At 71.1% G+C, this 19576-nt stretch carries 21 protein-coding genes; 16 read left to right on the top strand and 5 right to left on the bottom strand.

Annotation, left to right across the window (positions count from 1 at the left end; all coding sequences use genetic code 11):
* The first annotated feature begins 25 nt into the window (after positions 1 to 25).
* The 9 genes from LH62_RS15500 (at position 26) to LH62_RS15460 (ending at position 7588) form a co-directional block, all read left to right on the top strand.
* Positions 26 to 775, top strand: coding sequence for a RibD family protein (locus LH62_RS15500; protein ID WP_043362732.1), 750 nt, complete (start codon positions 26 to 28; stop codon positions 773 to 775).
* 11 nt (positions 776 to 786) lie between these two features.
* Positions 787 to 1755 carry a zinc-binding alcohol dehydrogenase gene (locus tag LH62_RS15495; protein ID WP_043362730.1) on the top strand — a complete coding sequence of 323 codons (969 nt, stop codon included), beginning with the start codon at positions 787 to 789 and terminating at the stop codon, positions 1753 to 1755.
* Between the two features lie 6 nt (positions 1756 to 1761).
* Entirely contained in the window at positions 1762 to 2163 is a 402-nt protein-coding gene (locus tag LH62_RS15490) for a 6-carboxytetrahydropterin synthase (protein WP_043362728.1), read from the top strand.
* A complete protein-coding gene (locus LH62_RS15485) occupies positions 2160 to 3260 on the top strand; it encodes a glycosyltransferase family 4 protein (RefSeq protein WP_236552559.1) in 1101 nt (366 codons plus the stop codon). The genes LH62_RS15490 and LH62_RS15485 overlap by 4 nt, the downstream gene beginning before the upstream one ends.
* Positions 3257 to 4159, top strand: a complete 903-nt coding sequence (locus LH62_RS15480) for a class I SAM-dependent methyltransferase (protein ID WP_043362726.1) — start codon at positions 3257 to 3259, stop codon at positions 4157 to 4159. The genes LH62_RS15485 and LH62_RS15480 overlap by 4 nt, the downstream gene beginning before the upstream one ends.
* A gap of 3 nt (positions 4160 to 4162) precedes the next feature.
* Positions 4163 to 4639, top strand: a complete 477-nt coding sequence (locus LH62_RS15475; RefSeq protein ID WP_043362724.1) for a cupin domain-containing protein — start codon at positions 4163 to 4165, stop codon at positions 4637 to 4639.
* A gap of 11 nt (positions 4640 to 4650) precedes the next feature.
* Complete coding sequence (gene otnK / locus LH62_RS15470) at positions 4651 to 5904, top strand: 3-oxo-tetronate kinase (protein ID WP_043362721.1); 1254 nt, start codon at positions 4651 to 4653, stop codon at positions 5902 to 5904.
* Positions 5901 to 6533 carry an aldolase gene (locus tag LH62_RS15465; protein WP_043362719.1) on the top strand — a complete coding sequence of 211 codons (633 nt, stop codon included), beginning with the start codon at positions 5901 to 5903 and terminating at the stop codon, positions 6531 to 6533. The genes otnK and LH62_RS15465 overlap by 4 nt, the downstream gene beginning before the upstream one ends.
* Before the next feature lie 80 nt (positions 6534 to 6613).
* Positions 6614 to 7588, top strand: a complete 975-nt coding sequence (locus tag LH62_RS15460) for a tripartite tricarboxylate transporter substrate binding protein (protein ID WP_043362717.1) — start codon at positions 6614 to 6616, stop codon at positions 7586 to 7588.
* Positions 7589 to 7592: 4 nt separating this feature from the next.
* Here the strand turns inward: LH62_RS15460 and LH62_RS15455 are convergent, their stop codons facing one another.
* Positions 7593 to 8045 (bottom strand): DUF3237 domain-containing protein, encoded by a 453-nt coding sequence (locus LH62_RS15455; protein WP_043362714.1) that lies wholly within the window; start codon positions 8043 to 8045, stop codon positions 7593 to 7595.
* A 104-nt stretch (positions 8046 to 8149) separates the two neighbouring features.
* Positions 8150 to 9130 (bottom strand): tripartite tricarboxylate transporter substrate binding protein, encoded by a 981-nt coding sequence (locus tag LH62_RS15450; RefSeq protein ID WP_043365908.1) that lies wholly within the window; start codon positions 9128 to 9130, stop codon positions 8150 to 8152.
* A gap of 120 nt (positions 9131 to 9250) precedes the next feature.
* Here LH62_RS15450 and corA point away from each other — a divergent pair, with 120 nt between their 5' ends.
* The 7 genes from corA to LH62_RS15415 all read left to right on the top strand — a co-directional run bounded on the left by corA (position 9251) and on the right by LH62_RS15415 (position 15361).
* On the top strand, positions 9251 to 10237 hold the full coding sequence (corA, locus tag LH62_RS15445; protein WP_043362712.1) for a magnesium/cobalt transporter CorA: 987 nt from the start codon (positions 9251 to 9253) through the stop codon (positions 10235 to 10237).
* Between the two features lie 95 nt (positions 10238 to 10332).
* Positions 10333 to 10920 (top strand): hypothetical protein, encoded by a 588-nt coding sequence (locus LH62_RS15440; protein ID WP_043362710.1) that lies wholly within the window; start codon positions 10333 to 10335, stop codon positions 10918 to 10920.
* A 35-nt stretch (positions 10921 to 10955) separates the two neighbouring features.
* Positions 10956 to 11921, top strand: a complete 966-nt coding sequence (locus LH62_RS15435; RefSeq protein WP_043365907.1) for an acetamidase/formamidase family protein — start codon at positions 10956 to 10958, stop codon at positions 11919 to 11921.
* Between the two features lie 94 nt (positions 11922 to 12015).
* The gene (locus tag LH62_RS15430; protein WP_043362708.1) at positions 12016 to 12837 is read left to right on the top strand and encodes an alpha/beta fold hydrolase; all 822 of its coding nucleotides are present in this window, start codon (positions 12016 to 12018) and stop codon (positions 12835 to 12837) included.
* A gap of 123 nt (positions 12838 to 12960) precedes the next feature.
* A complete protein-coding gene (locus tag LH62_RS15425; protein WP_043362705.1) occupies positions 12961 to 14352 on the top strand; it encodes an amidase in 1392 nt (463 codons plus the stop codon).
* Positions 14353 to 14477: 125 nt separating this feature from the next.
* On the top strand, positions 14478 to 14963 hold the full coding sequence (locus LH62_RS15420; RefSeq protein WP_052214543.1) for a peptidoglycan-binding protein: 486 nt from the start codon (positions 14478 to 14480) through the stop codon (positions 14961 to 14963).
* 59 nt (positions 14964 to 15022) lie between these two features.
* Positions 15023 to 15361 (top strand): hypothetical protein, encoded by a 339-nt coding sequence (locus LH62_RS15415; RefSeq protein ID WP_043362702.1) that lies wholly within the window; start codon positions 15023 to 15025, stop codon positions 15359 to 15361.
* On the opposite strand, the gene LH62_RS15410 is transcribed toward LH62_RS15415, so the two are convergent.
* From LH62_RS15410 to sdhA, 3 genes are read right to left on the bottom strand one after another with little or no spacing between them, the layout of a single operon-like run.
* Positions 15358 to 16920 (bottom strand): ABC transporter substrate-binding protein, encoded by a 1563-nt coding sequence (locus LH62_RS15410; protein ID WP_043362700.1) that lies wholly within the window; start codon positions 16918 to 16920, stop codon positions 15358 to 15360. The genes LH62_RS15415 and LH62_RS15410 overlap by 4 nt on opposite strands.
* A 34-nt stretch (positions 16921 to 16954) precedes the next feature.
* Positions 16955 to 17740 (bottom strand): succinate dehydrogenase iron-sulfur subunit, encoded by a 786-nt coding sequence (locus tag LH62_RS15405; RefSeq protein ID WP_043362697.1) that lies wholly within the window; start codon positions 17738 to 17740, stop codon positions 16955 to 16957.
* A gap of 15 nt (positions 17741 to 17755) precedes the next feature.
* Positions 17756 to 19567, bottom strand: coding sequence for a succinate dehydrogenase flavoprotein subunit (gene sdhA / locus LH62_RS15400; RefSeq protein WP_043362695.1), 1812 nt, complete (start codon positions 19565 to 19567; stop codon positions 17756 to 17758).
* Positions 19568 to 19576: the final 9 nt, after the last annotated feature.

Below are 19576 nucleotides of genomic sequence, written 5' to 3'. Positions count from 1 at the left end.
GGTCGGGATTCGGGATTGGGAAGAGATGCTGGAGGTGCGCGCGAGCGGCGCGCCACCGCCGCCCGGCACTCTCGGCGCGCTGTTCGGGCCGCTGCTGGCGCCGCCCCAGGCAGCCGATGGCTGCATGGTAGTCGGGAGGCTGGCGCAGACCCTGGACGGGCGGATCGCCACCGCCTCCGGCTCCTCGCAATGGATCGGGGGCGAGGGAGACATCCTCCACACCCACCGGCTGCGGGCGCTCTGCGATGCCGTGGTGGTGGGCGCCGGGACGATCCGCCATGACGATCCGAGGCTGACGACGCGGGAATGCGTCGGGCCCGACCCGGTACGGGTCGTGCTCGACACCGAACGGCGGCTGTCCCCGAAGTACCGCGTGTTCCGGGAGGGGCCGCCGACCCTGCTGCTGGTGGCCGGGGATGCGCCGGGGGGCGACAGGCTGGGCATCGCCGAGGTGGTCCGGCTACCGCGCGACCCGGCGCATGGCGGGCTGAGTGTGCCGGCCGTCCTCGCGGCGCTGGCGGCGCGGGGCCTGCGGCGGATCTTCGTCGAGGGCGGCGGGGTCACGGTCAGCCGCTTCCTGGCGGCGGGCTGCCTCGACCGGCTGCACGTGACGGTGGCGCCGGTGCTGCTGGGCTCCGGCATCCCCGCCTTCACCCTGCCCGAGGCGGCGCGCATCGCCGACGGGCTCCGCTTCGGCTGGACGGTGCATGCCCTGCCGCCGGACGTGCTGTTCGACATCGCGCTCGACCGGGCGCGGCCCGGGGTCTGCCGGTGACGGCCGGGACCATGGCGCGGGCCCTGTGGTACGTCGCGCCAGGCCAGGCGGCGCTGCGCGAGGAGCGGGTGCCCCCGCCCGGGCCGGGCGAGGCGCTGGTCCGGATGTCGGCGAGCGGGCTCTCCCGCGGGACGGAGCGGCTGGTGCTCGGCGGCCGGGTACCGGAGAGCCAGTGGGGGGCGATGCGGGCGCCGCTGATGGCGGGTGGTTTCCCCTTCCCCGTCAAGTACGGCTACGCTGCCATCGGCGTGGTGGAGGCCGGGCCGGCGGCGCTGCTCGGCCGGCGGGTCTTCTGCCTGCACCCCCACCAGGAGCGCTTCGTCGCGCCGGCCCCGATGTGCATCCCCGTCCCCGATGGCGTGCCGGACCTGCGCGCGGTGCTGGCGGCCAACATGGAAACGGCGCTCAACATCCTCTGGGATGCGCGGCCGGTGCTGGGGGAGCGGGTGCTCGTCATCGGCGCGGGCGTGGTCGGGCTGCTGGTGGCGGCGCTGCTCGGGCGCATCCCCGGGGTGGAGGCCGTGCTTTGCGATACCGATCCGGCGCGGGCGGGGCTGGCGGCCTCGCTCGGGGCCGGCTTCGCGGCACCGGAGGCCGTGGCCGAGGGATGGGAGCTCGTCATCCATGCCAGCGGCAACCCGGCCGGGCTGCGGCTCGGGCTGGAGCGGGCGGCCTTCGAGGCGCGTATCGTCGAGGCAAGTTGGTATGGCGACCGGCCGGTGAGCCTGCCGCTCGGCGAGGCCTTCCATGCGCGGCGGCTCTCGCTCGTCTCGAGCCAAGTCGGGCAGGTGGCGCCGGCGATGCGCGGCCGCAGGACCCATGCGGAGCGGCTGGCGCTCGCCCTCGCCTTGCTGGAGGATGCGCGGCTCGACGCGCTGCTGGCGCCGCCGGTCCGCTTCGACGATTTGCCGGAAGCCCTGCCCGGGCTGCTGGAGGGGGAGGCCATCTGGCCCTGCCCGACGATCCTCTATGGTGAGTGACCCGACATGTTCAGCCTGACCGTCTGCGACCACATCATGGTGGCGCACAGCTTCCGCGGGGCGGAATTCGGCCCGGCGCAGCGGCTGCACGGGGCGACCTTCGCGGTGGAGGCGGAGTTCCGCGCCGAGCGGCTCGATGCGCTGCACCTGCTGGTCGATATCGGGCTCGCCAAGGTGGAGCTGCGGCGCGCGCTGGACGGGCTCGACTACCGGAACCTGGATGCGGAGCCGGAATTCGCCGGGCTGAACACGACGACCGAATTCCTCTGCCAGCACATCCATGGGCTGCTGGTGGCGGCGCTGAGGGCGGGAAAGCTTGGGCCGCAGGCGGCGAATGTGACGGGGCTCAAGGTGCTGCTGCGGGAAAGCCCGAATGCATGGGCGGCCTATGAGGGGCCGGTGGCGTGAACGGGCCCGATGCGCGGAGGGCGGAACCGGAATCGAGCACCGAAGCGCTGAATCGGTCCGGCAATCCGTCCATCGCCCTGCTGGTGCCAGGGCCGTTCGGGACGGTCTCGGGCGGGTACGGCTACGACCGGCGGCTGGTCGAGGGCTTCCGGGCGCTCGGCGAGACGGTCGAGGTGGTGGAGCTGGCGGGCCGGCATCCGCTGCCGGATGCCGAGGCCGAAGCGTCGGCGCGGGCAGCGCTCGATGCGCTGCCGCAGGGCGCGCGGATCATCATCGACGGGCTGGGCCTGCCGGCCTTCGCGCCATTGGCTGATACCCTGGTGGCGCGGCGGGCGGTGGCGCTGATCCATCATCCAACCGCGCTCGAGGGCGAAACGGCGCAGCGGGAGGCGCTGCGGGCCATCGAGGGTGGGCTGTTCCCGCGGATGGCGCGGCTGGTGGCAACCTCGCGGCTGACGGCGGACCGGCTGGTGCGGGATTTCGCGGTGGAGGCCGGGCGGGTCGGCGTGGTCGAGCCGGGGACCGACCCGGCGCCGCGGGCGCGGGGCTCGGGTGGGCCCGGGGTGGCGGTGCTCTCGGTCGGGACGCTGATCCCGCGCAAGGGGCATGACCTGCTGCTGCGCGCGCTGGCCGGCATCCCGGATGTGGATTGGCGGCTCACCATCGTCGGGGCGGCGCGGGATGCGGTCCATGCCGCGGGGCTCGGGGCGCTGGCCGAGGAGCTGGGGCTCGCGGAGCGGGTCGAATTCGCCGGCGAGGTGACGGGGGCGGCGCTGGAGGCGCTCTACGACCGGACGGATGTCTTCGCCCTCGCCTCGCGGTGGGAAGGCTATGGGATGGCGGTGGCCGAGGCGCTGGCGCGCGGCCTGCCGGTCTCCGTCACCGCGGGCGGCGCGCTTGGCGATCTCGTGCCGCTGGAGGCGGGAAGCGTCTCGCCGCCGGGGGACGCCGTCTCGCTGACCAAGGCGCTGCGGCGGGTGCTCTTCGACACCGAGCTGCGCCAGGCGATGGCGGAAGCGGCCTGGGCGGCGGGGCAGCGCCTGCCGCGCTGGGATGACCGGGCGGCGGCCTTCCTCAGCGAGGTGGGGCGGGCATGACCGAGGCCTTCGATCTCGACTGGCTCGACCTGCGTGAGCCCTTCGATGCCATGGCGCGCAACGAGGCATTGGTGGACCGGCTGCTGGCGCGGCTGCCGGCACGGCCGCGCTTCCTCGACCTCGGCGCAGGCACGGGCAGCCTGCTGCGCTTCATCGCGCCCCGGCTCGGGCGGGCCCAGGCCTGGACCCTGGTGGATGCGGATCGGGAGCTGCTGGAGGCGGCCTACGACACCATCGCCGACCGGGCGGAGGCCGTGGGCTACACCGTTTCCTTCCCCAACAAGCGGACGCTGCTGGTCCACGCGCCGGGCGGGGCCTGGCGGGTGGAGACGGTCATCGCCGACCTGGCCGAGGCGCCGCGCGGGCTGCCGCTCGCCAATGCCGATGCGGTGGTCTGCTCGGCGCTGGCCGATCTCGTCTCGCGCGGCTGGGTGGAACGGATGGCGGGGGCGCTGCGGGTGCCCTTCTACGCCGCGCTCTGCGTCGACGGGCGGGAGCGCTTCCTGCCGCCGCATCCGGCCGATCATGTGGTGGCAGCAGGGTTCCGCCGCGACCAGGGGCGCGACAAGGGTTTCTCCGGGGTTGCGCTCGGGGCGAGGGCGCCGGGGGTGATCGCGGAGGCGTTCGGAGCGCACGGCTTCGAGGTCCGGAGCGCCTCGAGCGACTGGATGGTGCGTGGGCGCGGCGTCGCGCCGATGCCGGGGATGCGCGAGGCGGCGGGGCGATTTCTTTCCGAGCTCGTGATGGGGCATGCGGAGGCGGCGCGGCAGCAGGACCGGCGCGGCGACCGGCGGATCGAGGCCTGGATGGAGGCGCGGCTCGACCAGGTGGCGGGGCGGAACCTCGCCGTGCGTATCGGGCACCGGGACGTGCTGGCGCTGCCGAAGGGACGGGGCTGAGCCATGGCGAAGCGACTCATCGCCATCAAGGCCAGCGAGGCGCCGGTGCCGCCGCGGGCGGCGGGCTTCCCGCCCGGCCTCGCGGTGAAGCTGGAGGGGCGGGAGAAGCGGCCGCTCAGCGATTTCTTCGGCCTCGGCAACTTCGGGGTGAACCTGACGCGGCTGGCGCCGGGCGCGGCCTCCTCCATGCGGCATGCGCACTCAAGGCAGGACGAGTTCGTCCACGCGCTGGAAGGCCGTCCGGTGCTGGTGACGGAGGTGGGGGAGACGCAGCTCTCGCCCGGCATGTGTGCCGGCTTCCCGGCCGGGACAGACGATGCGCATCGGCTGGTGAACCGGACGGCCGAAGATGTGCTTGTGCTCGAGATCGGGGACCGCACGGCGCTTGACCGCGTGACCTACCCGGAGGACGACCTGATCGGCGAGGCCGATGAGGCCGGCCGGTTCCATTACCGTCGGAAAGACGGAACCGCGATCTGAGGGAGGATTCCATGCCGCTGCTCGGCTGCATCGCCGATGATTTCACCGGCGCCACCGATCTCGCCAATACGCTGGTGAAGGGCGGCATGACGGCGGTGCAGGTGATCGGCGTCCCGGACGGCCCCCTGCCGGAGGCGGATGCCGTCATCGTCGCACTGAAGTCGCGGACGGCACCCGTCGCCGAGGCGGTCGGCGAGAGCCTCGCCGCCTGCGAGGCGCTGCTGCGGGCGGGCGCGCGGCAGATCTTCTTCAAGTACTGCTCGACCTTCGACAGCACCGATGCGGGGAATATCGGCCCGGTCGCGGATGCGCTTGTGCGGCGGCTGGATTGCGGCTTCGCCCTGGCCAACCCGGCTTTCCCGACCAATGGGCGGACGGTCTACCAGGGGCACCTCTTCGTCGGCGGCGCGCTGCTGAACGAGAGCGGCATGGAGAACCATCCGCTGACGCCGATGCGGGATGCCAACTTGGTCCGCGTGCTGTCGCGGCAGACGGATGGGACGGTGGGGCTGGTGCCCTTCGCCACGGTCGAGCAGGGCGCGGTGGCGATCCGCCGCGCCATGACCGGGCTGAAGGAGGGCGGGCGGCGCTATGCGATCGTCGATGCAGTGACCGACGCCCATCTCCTTGCCATCGGCGAGGCGGCGGCGGGGCATGCGCTGATCACCGGCGGCTCCGGCGTGGCGATGGGGCTGCCGGCGAATTTCCGCCGCGAGGGGCTGCTGCCGGAGCGCGGCGCCGGGGCGGCGGAGCTGCCGCCGATGCGGGGGCATGCGGTGGTGCTGGCCGGCTCCTGCTCGCGGGCGACGCTCGGGCAGATCGGCTATGCGCGGGATCATGCGCATACGCTGGAGCTCGACGTGCTCGCCACGCCGGATGTCGCGGCCTTGCAACGGCAGGCGCTGGACTGGGCGGGGGACAAGCTCGGCGAGGCGCCGGTGGTGATCGCGGCCTCCGCGCCGCCCGAGAAGGTGCAGGCCTTGCAGGCCCGGCTCGGTCGGGAGAAGGCGGGGGCGCTGGTCGAGGAGGTGCTGGCCGGCATCGCCGAGGCGCTGGTGGCGCAGGGCGCCGGGCGGCTGGTGGTCGCGGGGGGCGAAACCTCGGGGGCCGTCGTGTCGCGCCTCGGAGTGCGGAGCCTCCGGATCGGGGCGGAGATTGACCCGGGCGTGCCCTGGACCTTCGCCGAGGTGCCGGGGCTGCATCTCGCCCTGAAGTCGGGCAATTTCGGCGCGCGGGACTTCTTCCTAAAGGCATTTGGCCAATGAGCGAGCAGGAGATCCGCGAGGCGATCGCGGCGCATGGGCGGCTGCTCTTCGGGCGCGGCTTCTCGGTGGGATCGGCGGGGAACATCAGCGTCCGCCTGCCGGACGGCTTCCTCATCACTCCGACCAATTCCTGCCTCGGCCGGCTCGACCCGGCGCGGATCAGCAAGCTGGACCGGGAGTACCGGCATGTCTCCGGCGACAAGCCGTCGAAGGAGGTCTTCATGCACCGCGCCTTCCTCGAGGCGCGGCCGGAGGCGGGGGCGGTGGTGCATCTGCATTCGACCCATGCGACGGCGATCGCCTGCCTCGCCGCGCCCGGCGAGGCGGCGCCGATCCCGCCGCTGACGCCCTATTTCGTCATGCGCATCGGGCGGGTGCTGCCGGTCGTGCCCTATTACCGGCCGGGCGACGCGGCGATGGAACCCGCCATCGCCGCGGCCGCCCGGGACGCGCGGGCCGTGCTGCTGGCCAATCACGGGCCGGTTGTCAGTGGCAAGACCCTCGACGATGCGGTCTATGCGGCGGAGGAGCTGGAGGAGGCCGCCAAGCTGGCCCTCACGCTGCGCGGGCAAGGTGCGCGCGAGCTGACCGCAGCGCAGGTGGAGGATCTGCTCGGGACCTTCGGGTAGCGGTTGACCCTCCCGGCCGGCTTTGCTTGGCTCTCCCGGCAACGAAACGAGGCGCCTGGCGCCCGGGGGGAGTCCCGTCCATGTTCCAGCGCCCTTTGGGGCGGCGTGCCGTGCTCGCCGGCGCGGCCGCCCTCCCCTTCCCCGCCCGGGCCGCGCTGCCCGACCGGCCGCTGCGCATCCTGCTCGGCTTCCCGGCCGGGACGGGGCCCGACCTGCTCGGGCGGCTGCTGGCGGAGGGGATGAAGGAGGCCTGGCCGGCCGGCATCGTCGTCGACAACAAGCCAGGCGCGGGCGGGCTGATTGCGGCGCAGGAAGTGGCGAAGACGGCGCCCCCCGACGGCTCGACGCTGCTGCTCGGCGAAGTGGCGCAGCTCGCCATGGCGCCGAGCACCTATGCCCGGCTGCCCTATGATCCGGCGCGGGATTTCACCGCCGTCGCCGAGCTGGCCTCGGTGGATTTCGCCCTGGTCGTGCCGCCGGGGCTGCCGGCCGCCGATCTCGACGGCTACCTCGCCTGGGGAAAGGGTCAGAGGGCGCTCTACATGGGCACCTTCGGCGCGGGCAGCCCCGGGCATTTCGCCGCCGCCATGCTCGGCCAGGCGGCGGGGGTGACGGTCGAGGCGGTGCATTTCCGCGCGACGGCGGATGCTGTGGCCGCGCTGCTGAACGGCAATGTGCAGGGCATGTTCGGCAGCATCGCCGCGGTCGCACCGCATGTGCAGGCAGGGCGGATGAAGGCGCTGGCGGTGACCGGGCCGGAGCGCTCCCCCTTGCTGCCCGGCGTGCCCACGATGGCGGAGCTGGGGCGGCCGGCGCTCTCGATCAGCGCCTGGTTCGGGCTGGTGGCCCCGGCAGCGACTCCCGGCTCCCTTGCCGCCGAGATCGAGGCGGCGGTGCTGCGGGCCATGGCGGCGCCGGCGCTTCGCATCCGCCTGCAGGAGGCCGGGTTCCGCCTCTCGCCGGCCGGGCGGGGGGACTTCGCCGCGCTGATGCGGGCGGAGACGGCGCGCTGGGCGGAGGTGGTGCGGGCGACGGGGTTCCGGGCGATCGAATAGCCTGTCAGGCGGCGTAGACACGGATGACGACGGCGCTCGGCTGGCGCTCGCCATAGCCGAGAAAGACCTGGCGGTGCAGCCAGGCATGGGCGGGCACGGCAGTCTCGAAGACCGGCGTCGTGCGGAAATAGACGCGCTCGGGCGGCACCGGCTCGCCCCGCAGCAGGCGGGCCATGTCCTCCGGCGCCGCGTGGCGGAGGCCGCTGTTGACCACATGAACCAGCGCGCCATCGACAAGGCGGAGCGTGTAGCGGGCGACGATCTCGGTCACGCCGTCCGAACGGATGAGCTGGTGGTCGGTGCCGCCCGGAAGCACCTCCCCCTCGAGCCGCGGCCCGGCGATGCGGCCGCCGAGGATCGGGACGACGCGCCGCTCGCCCTGCGGGCCGGGGCCAAGGATGATGGGGGCGGCGACGTCGAAGCGGGCTTCGGCGATGAAGTCGAGGCTGGGCGGCATGGTGAGGGCATCCTCCGGGCGAAGAAGGTTACCCCTTCGCCCGGGACTCCAACACCGCCACCGCCTCGGCCGGGAGGGCGATGGCGTGGCGGAGGGCCTCCTCCTCAATCATTGCGGATGCCCATGGCGCGGACGGCGGCGCCGATCGTGTTCACCTGCTCGGCGACATAGGCGGCGAAGTCCGGCTGGGTCCTGGTGCCGGTGATGATGCCGACGCCGGCCAGGCGCTCCTGGATCGCTGGGGTCTGGAGCAGGAGGTTGAGCTCGTCATGCAGGCGCACGGTGACCTCCGGCGGCAGGTTGGCGGGGCCGGTCAGACCGAGCCAGTTCTGCGCGAGGAGGTTCGGCAAGCCGGCCTCGCCGACGGTCGGCACCTCGGGGACGCTCGGGGCGCGGGTCGGCGCTGTCACGGCATAGGCACGCAGCCGCCCGGCGCGGATGTTCTCGACATTCTCCGGCAGGGTGTCGAAGGAAAGGGGAATGGAGCCGCCGAGCAGGTCGGCCTGCATCGGCTGCGAGCCGCGATAGGGCGCATGGTTCAGCGGGATGCCGGTCTGCTGCGTGAACATCGTCCCCACCACATGGCCGACCGAGCCGGCGCCGGAGGTGCCGTAGGTGACCGGCTGCGGCTGGGCGCGCATCCAGGCCAGCAGCCCCTTCAGGTCCTGCGCCGGCACCTGGAGGTTGGTGACGACGACCATCGGCGTCGCGCCGATATAGGCGATATGGGTGAAGGAGGTCAGCGGGTCATAGCCCGGCCGCGAGTAGAGCGGGGGCGAGGTGACGATGGGAGCGGTGTTGCTCAGCATGAGCGTATAGCCATCGGCCGGTTGCTGGGCGACATGGGCGGCGGCGAGCGTCCCGCCGGCGCCGGGCCGGTTGTCGACGACGACGCGCTGGCCAAGGCGCGGGGCGAGCGCCTCGCCGAGGACGCGGGCGGCGATGTCGGAGGCGCCGCCCGGCGGGAAGACGACCACGATGCGGATGGGGCGGGCGGGCCAGCCCTCCGCCTGCGCCGGATGAACCCATTGCCCGAGGGCGAGGCAGAACCCTGCTGCCAAAACCTGCAAACCGCGCTTGAGCATGGCAAATCCTCCGGACCACCGGCGAGTGAGCAAGGGGCGGACCAGCGGCAGCGCCCCCCCCGTGACACCAGGCGCCGGCGCGGGTAGAAGCCCCCTGTCCCGACCGGCGGGGGAGCCATCATGCTGACCACCTACACCGTCGAGGCCGGGCGTCTCGTCGTGCGCGAGGGTGCGCAGGCCGCCGAGAGCCTCGGCCGCGCAATCTGGATCGATCTGCTGACCCCGACGCCCGAGGAGGAACGTCAGGTTCAGGACGCACTGCGCCTCGAGATCCCGACCCGGGAGGAGATGCAGGAGATCGAAAGCTCCTCCCGCCTCTACAAGGAGGACGACACGCTCTTCCTCACCGCGCCGTTCCTCTACGGCGTCGAGGGGGGCGAGCTCGGCTCGACCGCCATCACCTTCGTCCTCGGCAATGCGGTGCTGGTGACGGTGCGCTATGCGACGCCGAAGGCCTTCGCCGTCTTCTCCGCCCGCTGCCAGCGGACGCCCGTGCAGCTGCTGACCACGCCGGACGGGGTGATGCTGCATCTCTTCGAGCAGGTGGTGGACCGGCTGGCGGACATACTGGAGCGCATCGCCGCCGACATGGACCGCGCCAGCCAGGCCGCCTTCCGTACGGCCCGCGCCAAGGTGAAGGCGAGCGCCAAGGATGCCGACCTGAAGGAGGCGCTCATCACCCTGGGCCAGGTGGGTGAAGTGACGACGCGTGCGAGCGAGACGCTGCTCGGCCTGTCGCGCATCCTCACCTTCGTCGGCGCGGAGAAGGCGACGGCGGTGCGGCGCGAGAACCAGCCGCTGATCAAGACGCTGGTGCGCGACGTGCGCTCACTCGTCGAGCATGCGAATTTCCTGAACAGCAAGGCGAACTTCCTGCTCGATGCGGTGCTTGGCATCATCAATGTCGAGCAGAACGCCATCATCAAGACCTTCACCGTGGCCTCCGTCGCGCTGATGCCGCCGACGCTGCTGGCCAGCATCTACGGCATGAATTTCGAGGTGATGCCGGAGCTGAAATGGAGCCTCGGCTACCCCATGGCGCTCGGGCTGATGGTGATCTCGGCGGTGCTGCCGATCATCTACTTCAAGCGCAAGGGCTGGCTCTGAGCACGGGGCGGCTTGCGGCGGGGCTACTGCTGCTGGCCGGAGCGGCGCAGGCCGAGGGGGTGCCGCCCTGCCCGGCCGGCCGGCCGGAGATCCGCATGACCGTCTCGGATCCGGCGCCGGTGGTGAGCCAGGCGCTCGGCGTCGACGCCTTGCATGTCGAGACGGGCGAGAAGCGGAGCCCGGGCCTGCATCACCTGGCGCTCACCACCTCCCGCGTCGATTGGCAGAGCGAGATCGAGACGCGCTACCGCGAGGATGCCGGCGGGGTCTGCGCGCGGCCGGCGAGGATCGTGCTCGGCCTCGTGCAGAGCGAGCATCTGGTGCGCATCGCCGGCGAGATTCCGCGCGGCAGTTGCCTGTGGCGCGAAGTGCTGGCGCATGAAAGGCGGCATGTGGCGGTGAACCGGCGGACGCTGCGCGCCGCGGCGGCGCAGGCGCGGGCGGCGACCGAGGCCTGGGCGCTGCGCGCCGAGGGCCGGGACGCGACCTTCGACGTGGCCATGGCGGGGCTGCAGGAGGGGCTGCGGCAGGCGATCGAGCCGGCGCTGGCCGGGATGCGGGAGGCGCGCGAGGCGGCGCACCGGCGGATCGACAGCCGGGCCGAGTATGAGCGGCTGGGCCAGGTCTGCCCGTCCGACCAGCGGCGGCTGCGGGAGGTCTTGCAGGCAGCCAGCACGCCGTGATGCCATGCCGGCTTCCGACCGTGGAGGACTCCGGCTTGCCTGCGACGCATCACATCGAACCGACGATCGAGAACATCCGCTGGGGCGGGTTCGACGCCGCCTTCTCGCCGGTGAAGACGGTCGATCCGGGCGATCTCGTCATCCTCGAATGCGTCTCGGGCGCGCCGGACGTGATGCCGCCGGCGGGCAGCGGGCTTGCCATCCCGGACCGGCTGGCGGCGATCCATGCGGCGGGCGTGACGCGGCATGGGCCGCACATCCTGACCGGACCCGTCGCGGTGAAGGGGGCCGAGCCAGGGGATTGCTTGCGGGTCGATATCGAGCGGATCGATCTCGGCTGCGACTGGGGGTTTTGCGGCTTCCGGCCGCTGGTGGGCACGCTGCCGGAGGACTTCCCCTATCGGCGCGTGCTGCACATCCCGGTCGACAGGCAGGCGATGACCTGCACCGTGCCGGTGGGGCCGGGCATCACTCTGCCGCTCGCACCCTTCTTCGGGGTGATGGGCGTCGCGGGGCCCGAGGAATGGGGCACCATCTCCACCAAGGAGCCGCGCGCACATGGCGGCAACCTCGACAACAAGGAGCTGGTGGCGGGGACGACGCTCTACCTGCCGGTCTTCGTGCCAGGCGCCAATTTTTCCGCCGGGGACGGCCATGGCGTGCAGGGTGACGGCGAGGTCTGCATTAACGCGCTCGAGATCTGCCTGACCGGGCATTTCCGCCTCGGCCTCGAGAAGGGCGGTGGGACGCGCGACCCGGTGCTGCGCTTCCCCCGCGCCGAGACGCCGACGCATTTCATCAGCATGGGGATGCATGAGGATCTCGACCTCGCCATGAAGCAGGCGCTGCGCGAGATGATCGCCTTCATCGTCTCGCGCACCAACCTTTCGGCTGCGGATGCCTATCAGCTCTGCTCGCTCGCCGTCGATTTCCATGTGACGCAGACGGTCAATGGCGAGAAGGGCGTGCATGGGATGCTGAAGAAGGGCCTGCTGTTCTGAACGCCCCGCGCGCTGGCGGATGACGTTTCGGGTGCACGCATTGGCAATGTCCTGGTCGGGTGCAAAACTTGGCACGGAACAAGGAGCTTGAGCCATGCCAACGGTCACCGCCAAGGACGGCACCGAAATCTTCTACAAGGACTGGGGCAGCGGACAGCCGATCGTGTTCCACCATGGCTGGCCGCTGACCGCCGACGACTGGGACGCGCAGATGCTGTTCTTCCTGCAGCAGGGCTTCCGCGTCATCGCGCATGACCGGCGCGGGCATGGCCGATCGGCGCAGGTGTCGAGCGGGCACGAGATGGATACCTATGCCGACGATGTGGCGGCCCTCGCCCTCGCCCTCGACCTGCGCGATGCGGTGCATGTCGGGCACTCCACCGGCGGCGGCGAGGTGGCGCGCTATCTCGGGCGGCATGGCTCGGCGCGCGTCGCCAAGGCCGCGCTGCTCGGCGCGGTGCCGCCGATCATGCTGAAGACGGAGGCCAACCCGGGTGGCCTGCCGATCGATGTCTTCGACGGCTTCCGCAAGCAGCTCGCGGCCAATCGCGCGGAGTTCTACAAGGAGGTGCCGATCCCCTTCTACAATTTCAACCGCGACGGGGTGAAGCGGCTGGACGGCGTGATCGAGAATTGGTGGCGCCAGGGCATGATGGGCTCCATGCAGGCGCATTACGAATGCATCAAGGCCTTCTCGGAAACGGACTTCACCGAGGACCTCAAGAAGATCGACGTGCCGGTGCTGGTGATGCACGGCGATGACGACCAGATCGTGCCGGTCGCCGACGCCGCCATGCTTTCCATCAAGCTGCTGAAGCAGGGCACCTTGAAGATCTATCCGGGCTTCCCGCACGGCATGGCGACGACCCATGCGGATGTCATCAACCGCGACCTGCTGGCCTTCATCCGGGGCTGAGAACCGAGCCGGGGCGTGGCCGCGACACAGGCGGCCATGCCCCGGCTGCCGTGCCATGATCGCACTCGTCGCCTTCCCGGCCCGCCGCTCCGGGATGGGTACTTACAACAGGGAGACTGCGGGATGGGCCAGTATTCACCTCGGGAATTCCAACCGCTGCGTTGGTACGATTCGACCGCGCGCTTCGCCGCGGGTCCTGACTCGCCGCGCGCCTATCTGGAACGCTGCCTCGAGACCATCGCGGCGCGGGAGCCGGTGGTGCACGCTTGGGCGGCGCTGAACGAGGCAGGCGCCCGGGCCGCGGCTGATGCCAGTACCGCCCGCTGGCGCGAGGGGCGGCCGCTCTCGCCCATCGACGGGATGCCCATCGGCATCAAGGATCTGCTCGAGACGCGCGACATGCCGACCGAGATGGGCTGCGCTGGCACCCGGGGCAATTTCCCGAAGCGCGACAATGCCGCGGTTTGGGCGTTGCGCCAGGCCGGCGCGGTGGTGCTCGGCAAGACGGTGACGACCGAGCTCGGCGGTTCCCATCCCGGGCCGACCACCAACCCCTTCGACCCGGCGCGGACGCCGGGCGGCTCCTCCTCCGGCTCGGCGGCGGCCGTCGCGGCGCGGATGGTGCCGGCGGCCATCGGCACCCAGGTCGGCGGCTCCATCATCCGCCCCGCGGCCTATTGCGGCAATGTCGCGCTGAAGCCGACCCAGGGCGGCATCAACCGCGGCGAACGCCAGGCGACGAGCCAGAGCACCCATGGCCCGCATGCCGGCTGCATCGAGGATATGTGGCAGGTGGCGATCGAGATCGCGGCCCGCTGCGGCGGCGACCGCGGCTCGCCCGGCCTGACGGGGCCGATGACCCTGCCGGCCGCCATCCGGCCCGAGCGGCTGATCGTCATGGAGACCGAGGGCTGGGCCGGGCTCGACGCCGCCAGCCGCGCCGCCTTCGAGACGCTGCTGGAGCAGCTGCGCAGCGCCGGCATCACCCTGCTCCGCCGTGCAGACCATCCGCTGATCGAGGCCTTCGAGGGCGGCATCGCCGAGGGACGGGCGATCAGCGGCGCCATCACCGGCTGGGAAAACCGCTGGACGCAGCGCAATCTGCTCGACCAGGACCCGGAGGCGCTGAGCCCGCGCGCCAAGGCCATCCTCGCCCGTGCCGAGGCGATGTCCCCGTCGGATTACGAGGCCGCCCTGGCCCGGCGGGAGGAGGCGCAGGCGCGCTTCGCCCGCATCGCGCCCCTTGCCGATGCGGTCATCGCCCTCGCCTGCCCGGGCCCGGCGCCGCTCTGGTCCGGCGACCGGCCGGGCGAGCCGCTGGCCCCACGCCCGACCGGCGACTTCGTCTTCAACGCCCCCTCCTCCATGCTTTTCGCCCCGGCCGTCACCATGCCGTTGCTGGCCGTCGCAGGCATGCCGGTCGGGGTGCAACTGATGGGACAGATGCACCAGGATGCCCGCATCACCGGCTTCGCCCGATGGATGCTGGGCGCAATCGATCCGGTCCTGGCCTGAACCGCCGACCGTTTCGGGTGTTCCGCTTCTGTCAAACGGGAGCAGGAACGATGCGGTATCACGGACTCATCCTGGCAGGGCTTGTCCTGGCGGGAAGCGCGGCGGCACAGCAAGCGCCATCGCTGATGTATAGCCAGCCGCTCGCGCCGGCGGCGGTGGCGCAGGTGCAGGAGCGGCTGCGCCAGGCCGGGCTCTATAGCGGCCGGCCAGATGGCGTCTGGGGTCCGGACAGCCAGGCGGCGCTGGAGCGTTTCCAGCAGGGCCGCGGGTTGCAGGTCTCCGGTCAGCTGAACCAGGCAACGGCGGCGACGCTCGGCCTTGGCCCTTCGGAGCTGCTGGCCGCCGGCCCGACCGCCGGCCCCGCCCCCGGCACGCCGGCCGCCATGGCGACCGACCCGCTGAGCCCGGCGGCGGTGCGCAACATCCAGAGCCGGCTCCGGGCGATGAATTTCTACCGCGGCCCGATCGACGGCGCCTGGGGTGCCGGTACGCAGTCGGCCATCGAGCGCTTCCAGCAGGGCCGTGGCCTGCAGGCGACCGGCCAGGTGAACCCGGCGACGGCCGCCGCCCTCGGCCTCGACCCGAACAACCTGGCGGCGCCGGTCCGGTAGGGATTTCTTCGCTGTTGGCCAGCTAGGCTGCCGCCTTCCGCTTGGATGACGGCAGCCGCATGTCCAGATCGATCGCCGAGGTGAAGAACTGGATGACCATGTTCCGTTGGATCGTGAAGGTCATCCGCGACGATTACGGCATCGAGGAAGCGCGGCTGACGCGGCATGCGCAGCTCGAGACGGAGCTTGGCCTCGGCATCGAGCAGGTGGAGGAGGTGGTCGGCATCATCGGCCGGAGCTTCGACATCCGCTTCCCCGAAGGGACGCTGGACGAGATCCTCCGGCTGGAGGAGCTCTGCATGCTGGCGAGCTGGCTGAAGGGATTCTACAAGCAGCCAGAGTTCATCTCGGAAGGCTTCGCGGCGCAATGCCGCGCCGCGAACCCGGGCATGCCCTAGGGGGCAGGGCGGACGCCCATGGCGATGGTCCGTTCATCCATGCGCGGCTCGTGCCGCAGCCCGCGGCGATGGGCCCAGGTGTTGATGTACTGCACGAGCTGGATCATCGGCTCCCCCTCGGCATAGAGCGCCACCGCCTCCCGCCAGATTGCCTCCCGTGCGGCATCATCCATCGTCGCGGCACCGCGGGCCAGCAGCGCGTCGAAGCGCGGGTCGGAGTGGCGGGTCATGTTCGAAGGACCTGTGAGTTTCTGCCGGTCATAGGTCGAGACGATGGCCAGCAGGTAGTTCGATCCCTCCCCGGTCGAGCTGCCCCAGGCGCCGAGCTGCATCGCATGCTCCTGGCGGGATCGGCGCGGCACGAAGGCAGCAAAAGGCATGGCATCCACCTGGGTCCGCACGCCGATCCGCGTCCACATCTGCGCCACGGCCTGCGCGAGGCGGCTGTCATTCGGCCAGCGGTCGTTGGGCGTCGCCAGCACCAGGCGGAAACCCTCGGGGAAGCCGGCCTCGGCCAGCAGGCGGCGGGCTCCCTCCGGGTCGAAGGCGCGCGGCTGCATGTCGGGGTTGAAGCCGAAGGCGCCACGCGGCAGCCATTGGGCGGTGGCCTCGGCCGCACCCTCCATCACGCGCTCCACCAGGGCCTCCCGGTTGATCGCCATGGAGAGGGCGCGACGGATGCGAGCATCGTGGAATGGGTTGGCCGGCAGGGGCTGGCCCGCATTGTCGGTCAGCAGCGGCGTCGGGCCGGTGCGGGAATAGTCCGGCGAAAGGAAGACGGTGCGGGTGCTGGGGCTTTCCGTCACCACGAGCTTCGGGTCGCGCCTCAGCCGGGCCAGGTCGCTGGTCGGGATCTGCTCGATCAGGTCCACGTCGCCCGAAAGCAGCGCCGCAGTCCGCGCCCCGTCATTGAGCAGGAAGCGAATTGCGACCCGCGCCCAGGGCTCCCGCTCGCCCCAATAGGCCTCGTTCCGCACCAGCTCCACCCGGTCGCCGGAGCGGTAGGAGGCCAGGCGGTAGGGCCCGGTGCCGATGGCGGCGCGGCCGGTGTTGTAGTCCTCGGTCTGGGCACCCTCGGCCGCGTGACGCGCGATGATGCTGACCGAGGCGAGGTCGAGCGGCAGCAGCGGGTGCGGCTGGCGGGTATGGATTCGGATGGTATGCGCATCGACTACCTCGGTCCGGGCGATGGCGCGCAGAAAGCCGCCGAAGCCACCTGGACTGTTCGGCACGTCGGGCGCGCGGGCGAAGGTGAAGACGACATCGTCGGCGGTGAAGGGCCGGCCGTCATGCCAGGTCACGCCACGACGCAGCCGGAATTCCCAGAGCGTGTCGCTGATCGCCCGGTAATCCTCGGCCAGCGATGCATAGGGCCGGGCCTGTCCGTCCCGGTCCACCAGGCGGTCGAAGACCTGCATCCCGAGCGCGTTGTTCGGGCCCAGATTGTGATAATGCGGGTCGATGGTGGTGACCACGGCGGCATAGCCGATGGTCAGGCTCTGGGCAGCGGCGCCCTGCGCCCAGAGGGCGCAGGCCACCAGCGCAAGCAGGCTTCGCATAGGACGCTCCCGGGCTTTTGCCCGGGAGCCTACATCAGGTCTCGCGCTCGACCATCATCTGCTTGATCTTGCCGATGGCGGCCGCCGGGTTCAGCCCCTTCGGGCAGGTCCGGGCGCAGTTCATGATGGTGTGGCAGCGATAGAGCCGGAACGGGTCCTGCAGATTGTCCAGCCGCTCGCCCGTCGCCTCGTCACGGCTGTCGGCGATCCAGCGATAGGCCTGCAGCAGCACCGCCGGGCCAAGATACCGGTCGCCATTCCACCAGTAGGAGGGGCAGGCGGTCGAGCAGCAGAAGCAGAGGATGCACTCCCACAGCCCATCGAGCTTCGCCCGCTCGTCCTTGCTCTGCAGGCGCTCGCCATCCGGCGGCGGCGGCGTCTCGGACTTCAGCCAGGGCTCGACGCTGCGAAGCTGGGCGTAGAGCTGCGACAAGTCGGGCACCAGATCCTTCACCACCGGCAAATGCGGCAGCGGGTAGATCTTCACCTCGCCCGAGACATTGTCGTCGATCGGCTTGAGGCAGGCCAACGTGTTCAGCCCGTCGATGTTCATCGAGCAGGAGCCGCAGATGCCCTCGCGGCAGGAGCGCCGGAAGGTCAGCGTGGTGTCGACCTCGTTCTTGATCTTGATCAGCGCGTCGAGGACCATCGGCCCGCACTTCTCGAGATCGATCTCATAGGTGTCGGTGCGCGGGTTCTCACCGCTATCCGGGTCCCAGCGGTAGATCTTGAAGGCCTTGACGTTCTTCGCCCCGGCCTCGACCTTGTGGGTCTTGCCGGGCTGGATCGTCGAGTTCTTCGGCAGCGTGAAAGTAGCCATCGGGGGTGCGGTCCTTTAGTACACGCGCGCCTTGGGGGGGAAGACCTGGACCTCGTTCGTCAGGGTCCGCATCTTCACGTCGCGGTAGTCGAGCTTGACCTCGCCATTCTCGCCGACCCAGGCCAGGGTGTGTTTCATCCAGTTGGCGTCGTCGCGCTCGGGATAGTCCTCCTGCGCATGGGCGCCGCGGCTCTCCTTGCGGGCATCGGCGCTGACGACGGTGGTGACGGCATTACCGATCAGGTTGTCGAGCTCCAGCGCCTCGACCAGGTCGCTGTTCCAGATCAGGCTGCGGTCCGCGACGCGGATATCCGCGTAGGCGGCCTGCACCTTCTTCATCTTCTCGACGCCCTCGGACAGCAGCTCCGAGGTGCGGAAGACGGCCGCATGGGTCTGCATCGTCTTCTGCATGTTGCCGCGCAGCTCGGCGACGGCGGTATTGCCCTTCGCGTTGCGGACACGGTCGAAGCGGTCGAGCGCCTTCTCGCCGGCGCGTGACGGCAGCGCCGGCTGGGAGGCACCCGGCTTGATCGTCTCCGCTGCCCGGTGCGCCGCGGCGCGGCCGAATACGACGAGGTCGAGCAGCGAGTTGGTGCCGAGCCGGTTGGCGCCATGGACGGAGACGCAGGCCGCCTCGCCCACCGCCATCAGGCCGGGGACGGTGCGGTCCTGGTCCTGCGCCGTCGGGTGCAGCACCTCGGTGTGGATGTTCGTCGGGATGCCGCCCATGTTGTAATGGACGGTGGGCAGCATCGGGATCGGCTCCTTCGTCACATCCACGCCGGCGAAGATCTTCGCCGTCTCGGAGATGCCGGGCAGCCGCTCATGCAGCAGGTCGGCACCGAGATGCTCGAGATGCAGGTGGATGTGGTCCTTCTGCGGCCCGACGCCGCGGCCCTCGCGGATCTCCATCGACATGGCGCGGGAGACGACGTCGCGCGAGGCGAGGTCCTTCGCCGTCGGCGCATAGCGCTCCATGAAGCGCTCGCCCTCGGAGTTGGTCAGGTAGCCACCCTCGCCCCGCGCGCCCTCGGTGACGAGGCAGCCGGAGCCATAGATGCCGGTCGGGTGGAACTGGACGAATTCCTGGTCCTGCAGCGGCAGGCCGGCCCGCAGCACCATGCCGCCGCCATCGCCCGTGCAGGTATGGGCGGAGGTGCAGGAGAAATAGGCCCGGCCATAGCCGCCTGTCGCCAGCACCGTGGTCTGGGCACGGAAGCGATGGATCGAGCCATCCTCGAGGCACCAAGCGGTGACGCCGCGGCAGGCGCCCTCATCGTCCATGATGAGGTCGAGAGCGATGTACTCGACGAAGAACTCGCAGTTGTGCTTCAGCGACTGCTGGTAAAGCGTATGCAGGATCGCGTGGCCCGTCCGGTCAGCGGCGGCGCAGGCACGCATCGCGGGCGTCTTGCCGTAGTTCTGCATGTGGCCGCCGAAGGGCCGCTGGTAGATCTTGCCGTCCTCGGTGCGGGAGAACGGCACGCCGTAATGCTCCAGCTCGATGATGGCGGGGATCGCCTCGCGGCACATGTATTCGATGGCATCCTGGTCGCCGAGCCAGTCCGACCCCTTCACGGTGTCGTACATGTGCCAGCGCCAGTCGTCCTCGCCCATGTTGCCGAGCGCGGCGCCGACGCCGCCCTGTGCGGCGACGGTGTGCGAGCGGGTCGGGAAGACCTTGGTGATGCAGGCGGTCTTCAGCCCCGCCGCGCCCATGCCGAAGGTGGCGCGCAGCCCGGCCCCGCCGGCCCCGACCACCACCACGTCATAGGTGTGGTCAACGACCCGGTAGGCGCCGCGGGAAGGCATCGTGATGGCGTTCATCGCATCGAT

The organism is Belnapia sp. F-4-1 (assembly GCF_000802185.1).
Lineage (GTDB): Bacteria > Pseudomonadota > Alphaproteobacteria > Acetobacterales > Acetobacteraceae > Belnapia.
This window is presented reverse-complemented; position numbering and strand designations above follow the sequence as displayed.

Coding starts and splice junctions, on each gene's coding strand:
- LH62_RS15410 (WP_043362700.1), bottom strand. CDS start 16,920: ATGCGAAGCCTGCTTGCGCTGGTGGCCTGCGCCCTCTGGGCGCAGGGC.
- otnK (WP_043362721.1), top strand. CDS start 4,651: ATGCCGCTGCTCGGCTGCATCGCCGATGATTTCACCGGCGCCACCGAT.
- LH62_RS15460 (WP_043362717.1), top strand. CDS start 6,614: ATGTTCCAGCGCCCTTTGGGGCGGCGTGCCGTGCTCGCCGGCGCGGCC.
- sdhA (WP_043362695.1), bottom strand. CDS start 19,567: ATGAACGCCATCACGATGCCTTCCCGCGGCGCCTACCGGGTCGTTGAC.
- LH62_RS15500 (WP_043362732.1), top strand. CDS start 26: ATGCTGGAGGTGCGCGCGAGCGGCGCGCCACCGCCGCCCGGCACTCTC.
- corA (WP_043362712.1), top strand. CDS start 9,251: ATGCTGACCACCTACACCGTCGAGGCCGGGCGTCTCGTCGTGCGCGAG.
- LH62_RS15455 (WP_043362714.1), bottom strand. CDS start 8,045: ATGCCGCCCAGCCTCGACTTCATCGCCGAAGCCCGCTTCGACGTCGCC.
- LH62_RS15465 (WP_043362719.1), top strand. CDS start 5,901: ATGAGCGAGCAGGAGATCCGCGAGGCGATCGCGGCGCATGGGCGGCTG.
- LH62_RS15430 (WP_043362708.1), top strand. CDS start 12,016: ATGCCAACGGTCACCGCCAAGGACGGCACCGAAATCTTCTACAAGGAC.
- LH62_RS15475 (WP_043362724.1), top strand. CDS start 4,163: ATGGCGAAGCGACTCATCGCCATCAAGGCCAGCGAGGCGCCGGTGCCG.
- LH62_RS15480 (WP_043362726.1), top strand. CDS start 3,257: ATGACCGAGGCCTTCGATCTCGACTGGCTCGACCTGCGTGAGCCCTTC.
- LH62_RS15415 (WP_043362702.1), top strand. CDS start 15,023: ATGTCCAGATCGATCGCCGAGGTGAAGAACTGGATGACCATGTTCCGT.
- LH62_RS15450 (WP_043365908.1), bottom strand. CDS start 9,130: ATGCTCAAGCGCGGTTTGCAGGTTTTGGCAGCAGGGTTCTGCCTCGCC.
- LH62_RS15495 (WP_043362730.1), top strand. CDS start 787: ATGGCGCGGGCCCTGTGGTACGTCGCGCCAGGCCAGGCGGCGCTGCGC.
- LH62_RS15425 (WP_043362705.1), top strand. CDS start 12,961: ATGGGCCAGTATTCACCTCGGGAATTCCAACCGCTGCGTTGGTACGAT.
- LH62_RS15405 (WP_043362697.1), bottom strand. CDS start 17,740: ATGGCTACTTTCACGCTGCCGAAGAACTCGACGATCCAGCCCGGCAAG.
- LH62_RS15440 (WP_043362710.1), top strand. CDS start 10,333: ATGACCGTCTCGGATCCGGCGCCGGTGGTGAGCCAGGCGCTCGGCGTC.
- LH62_RS15490 (WP_043362728.1), top strand. CDS start 1,762: ATGTTCAGCCTGACCGTCTGCGACCACATCATGGTGGCGCACAGCTTC.
- LH62_RS15420 (WP_052214543.1), top strand. CDS start 14,478: ATGTATAGCCAGCCGCTCGCGCCGGCGGCGGTGGCGCAGGTGCAGGAG.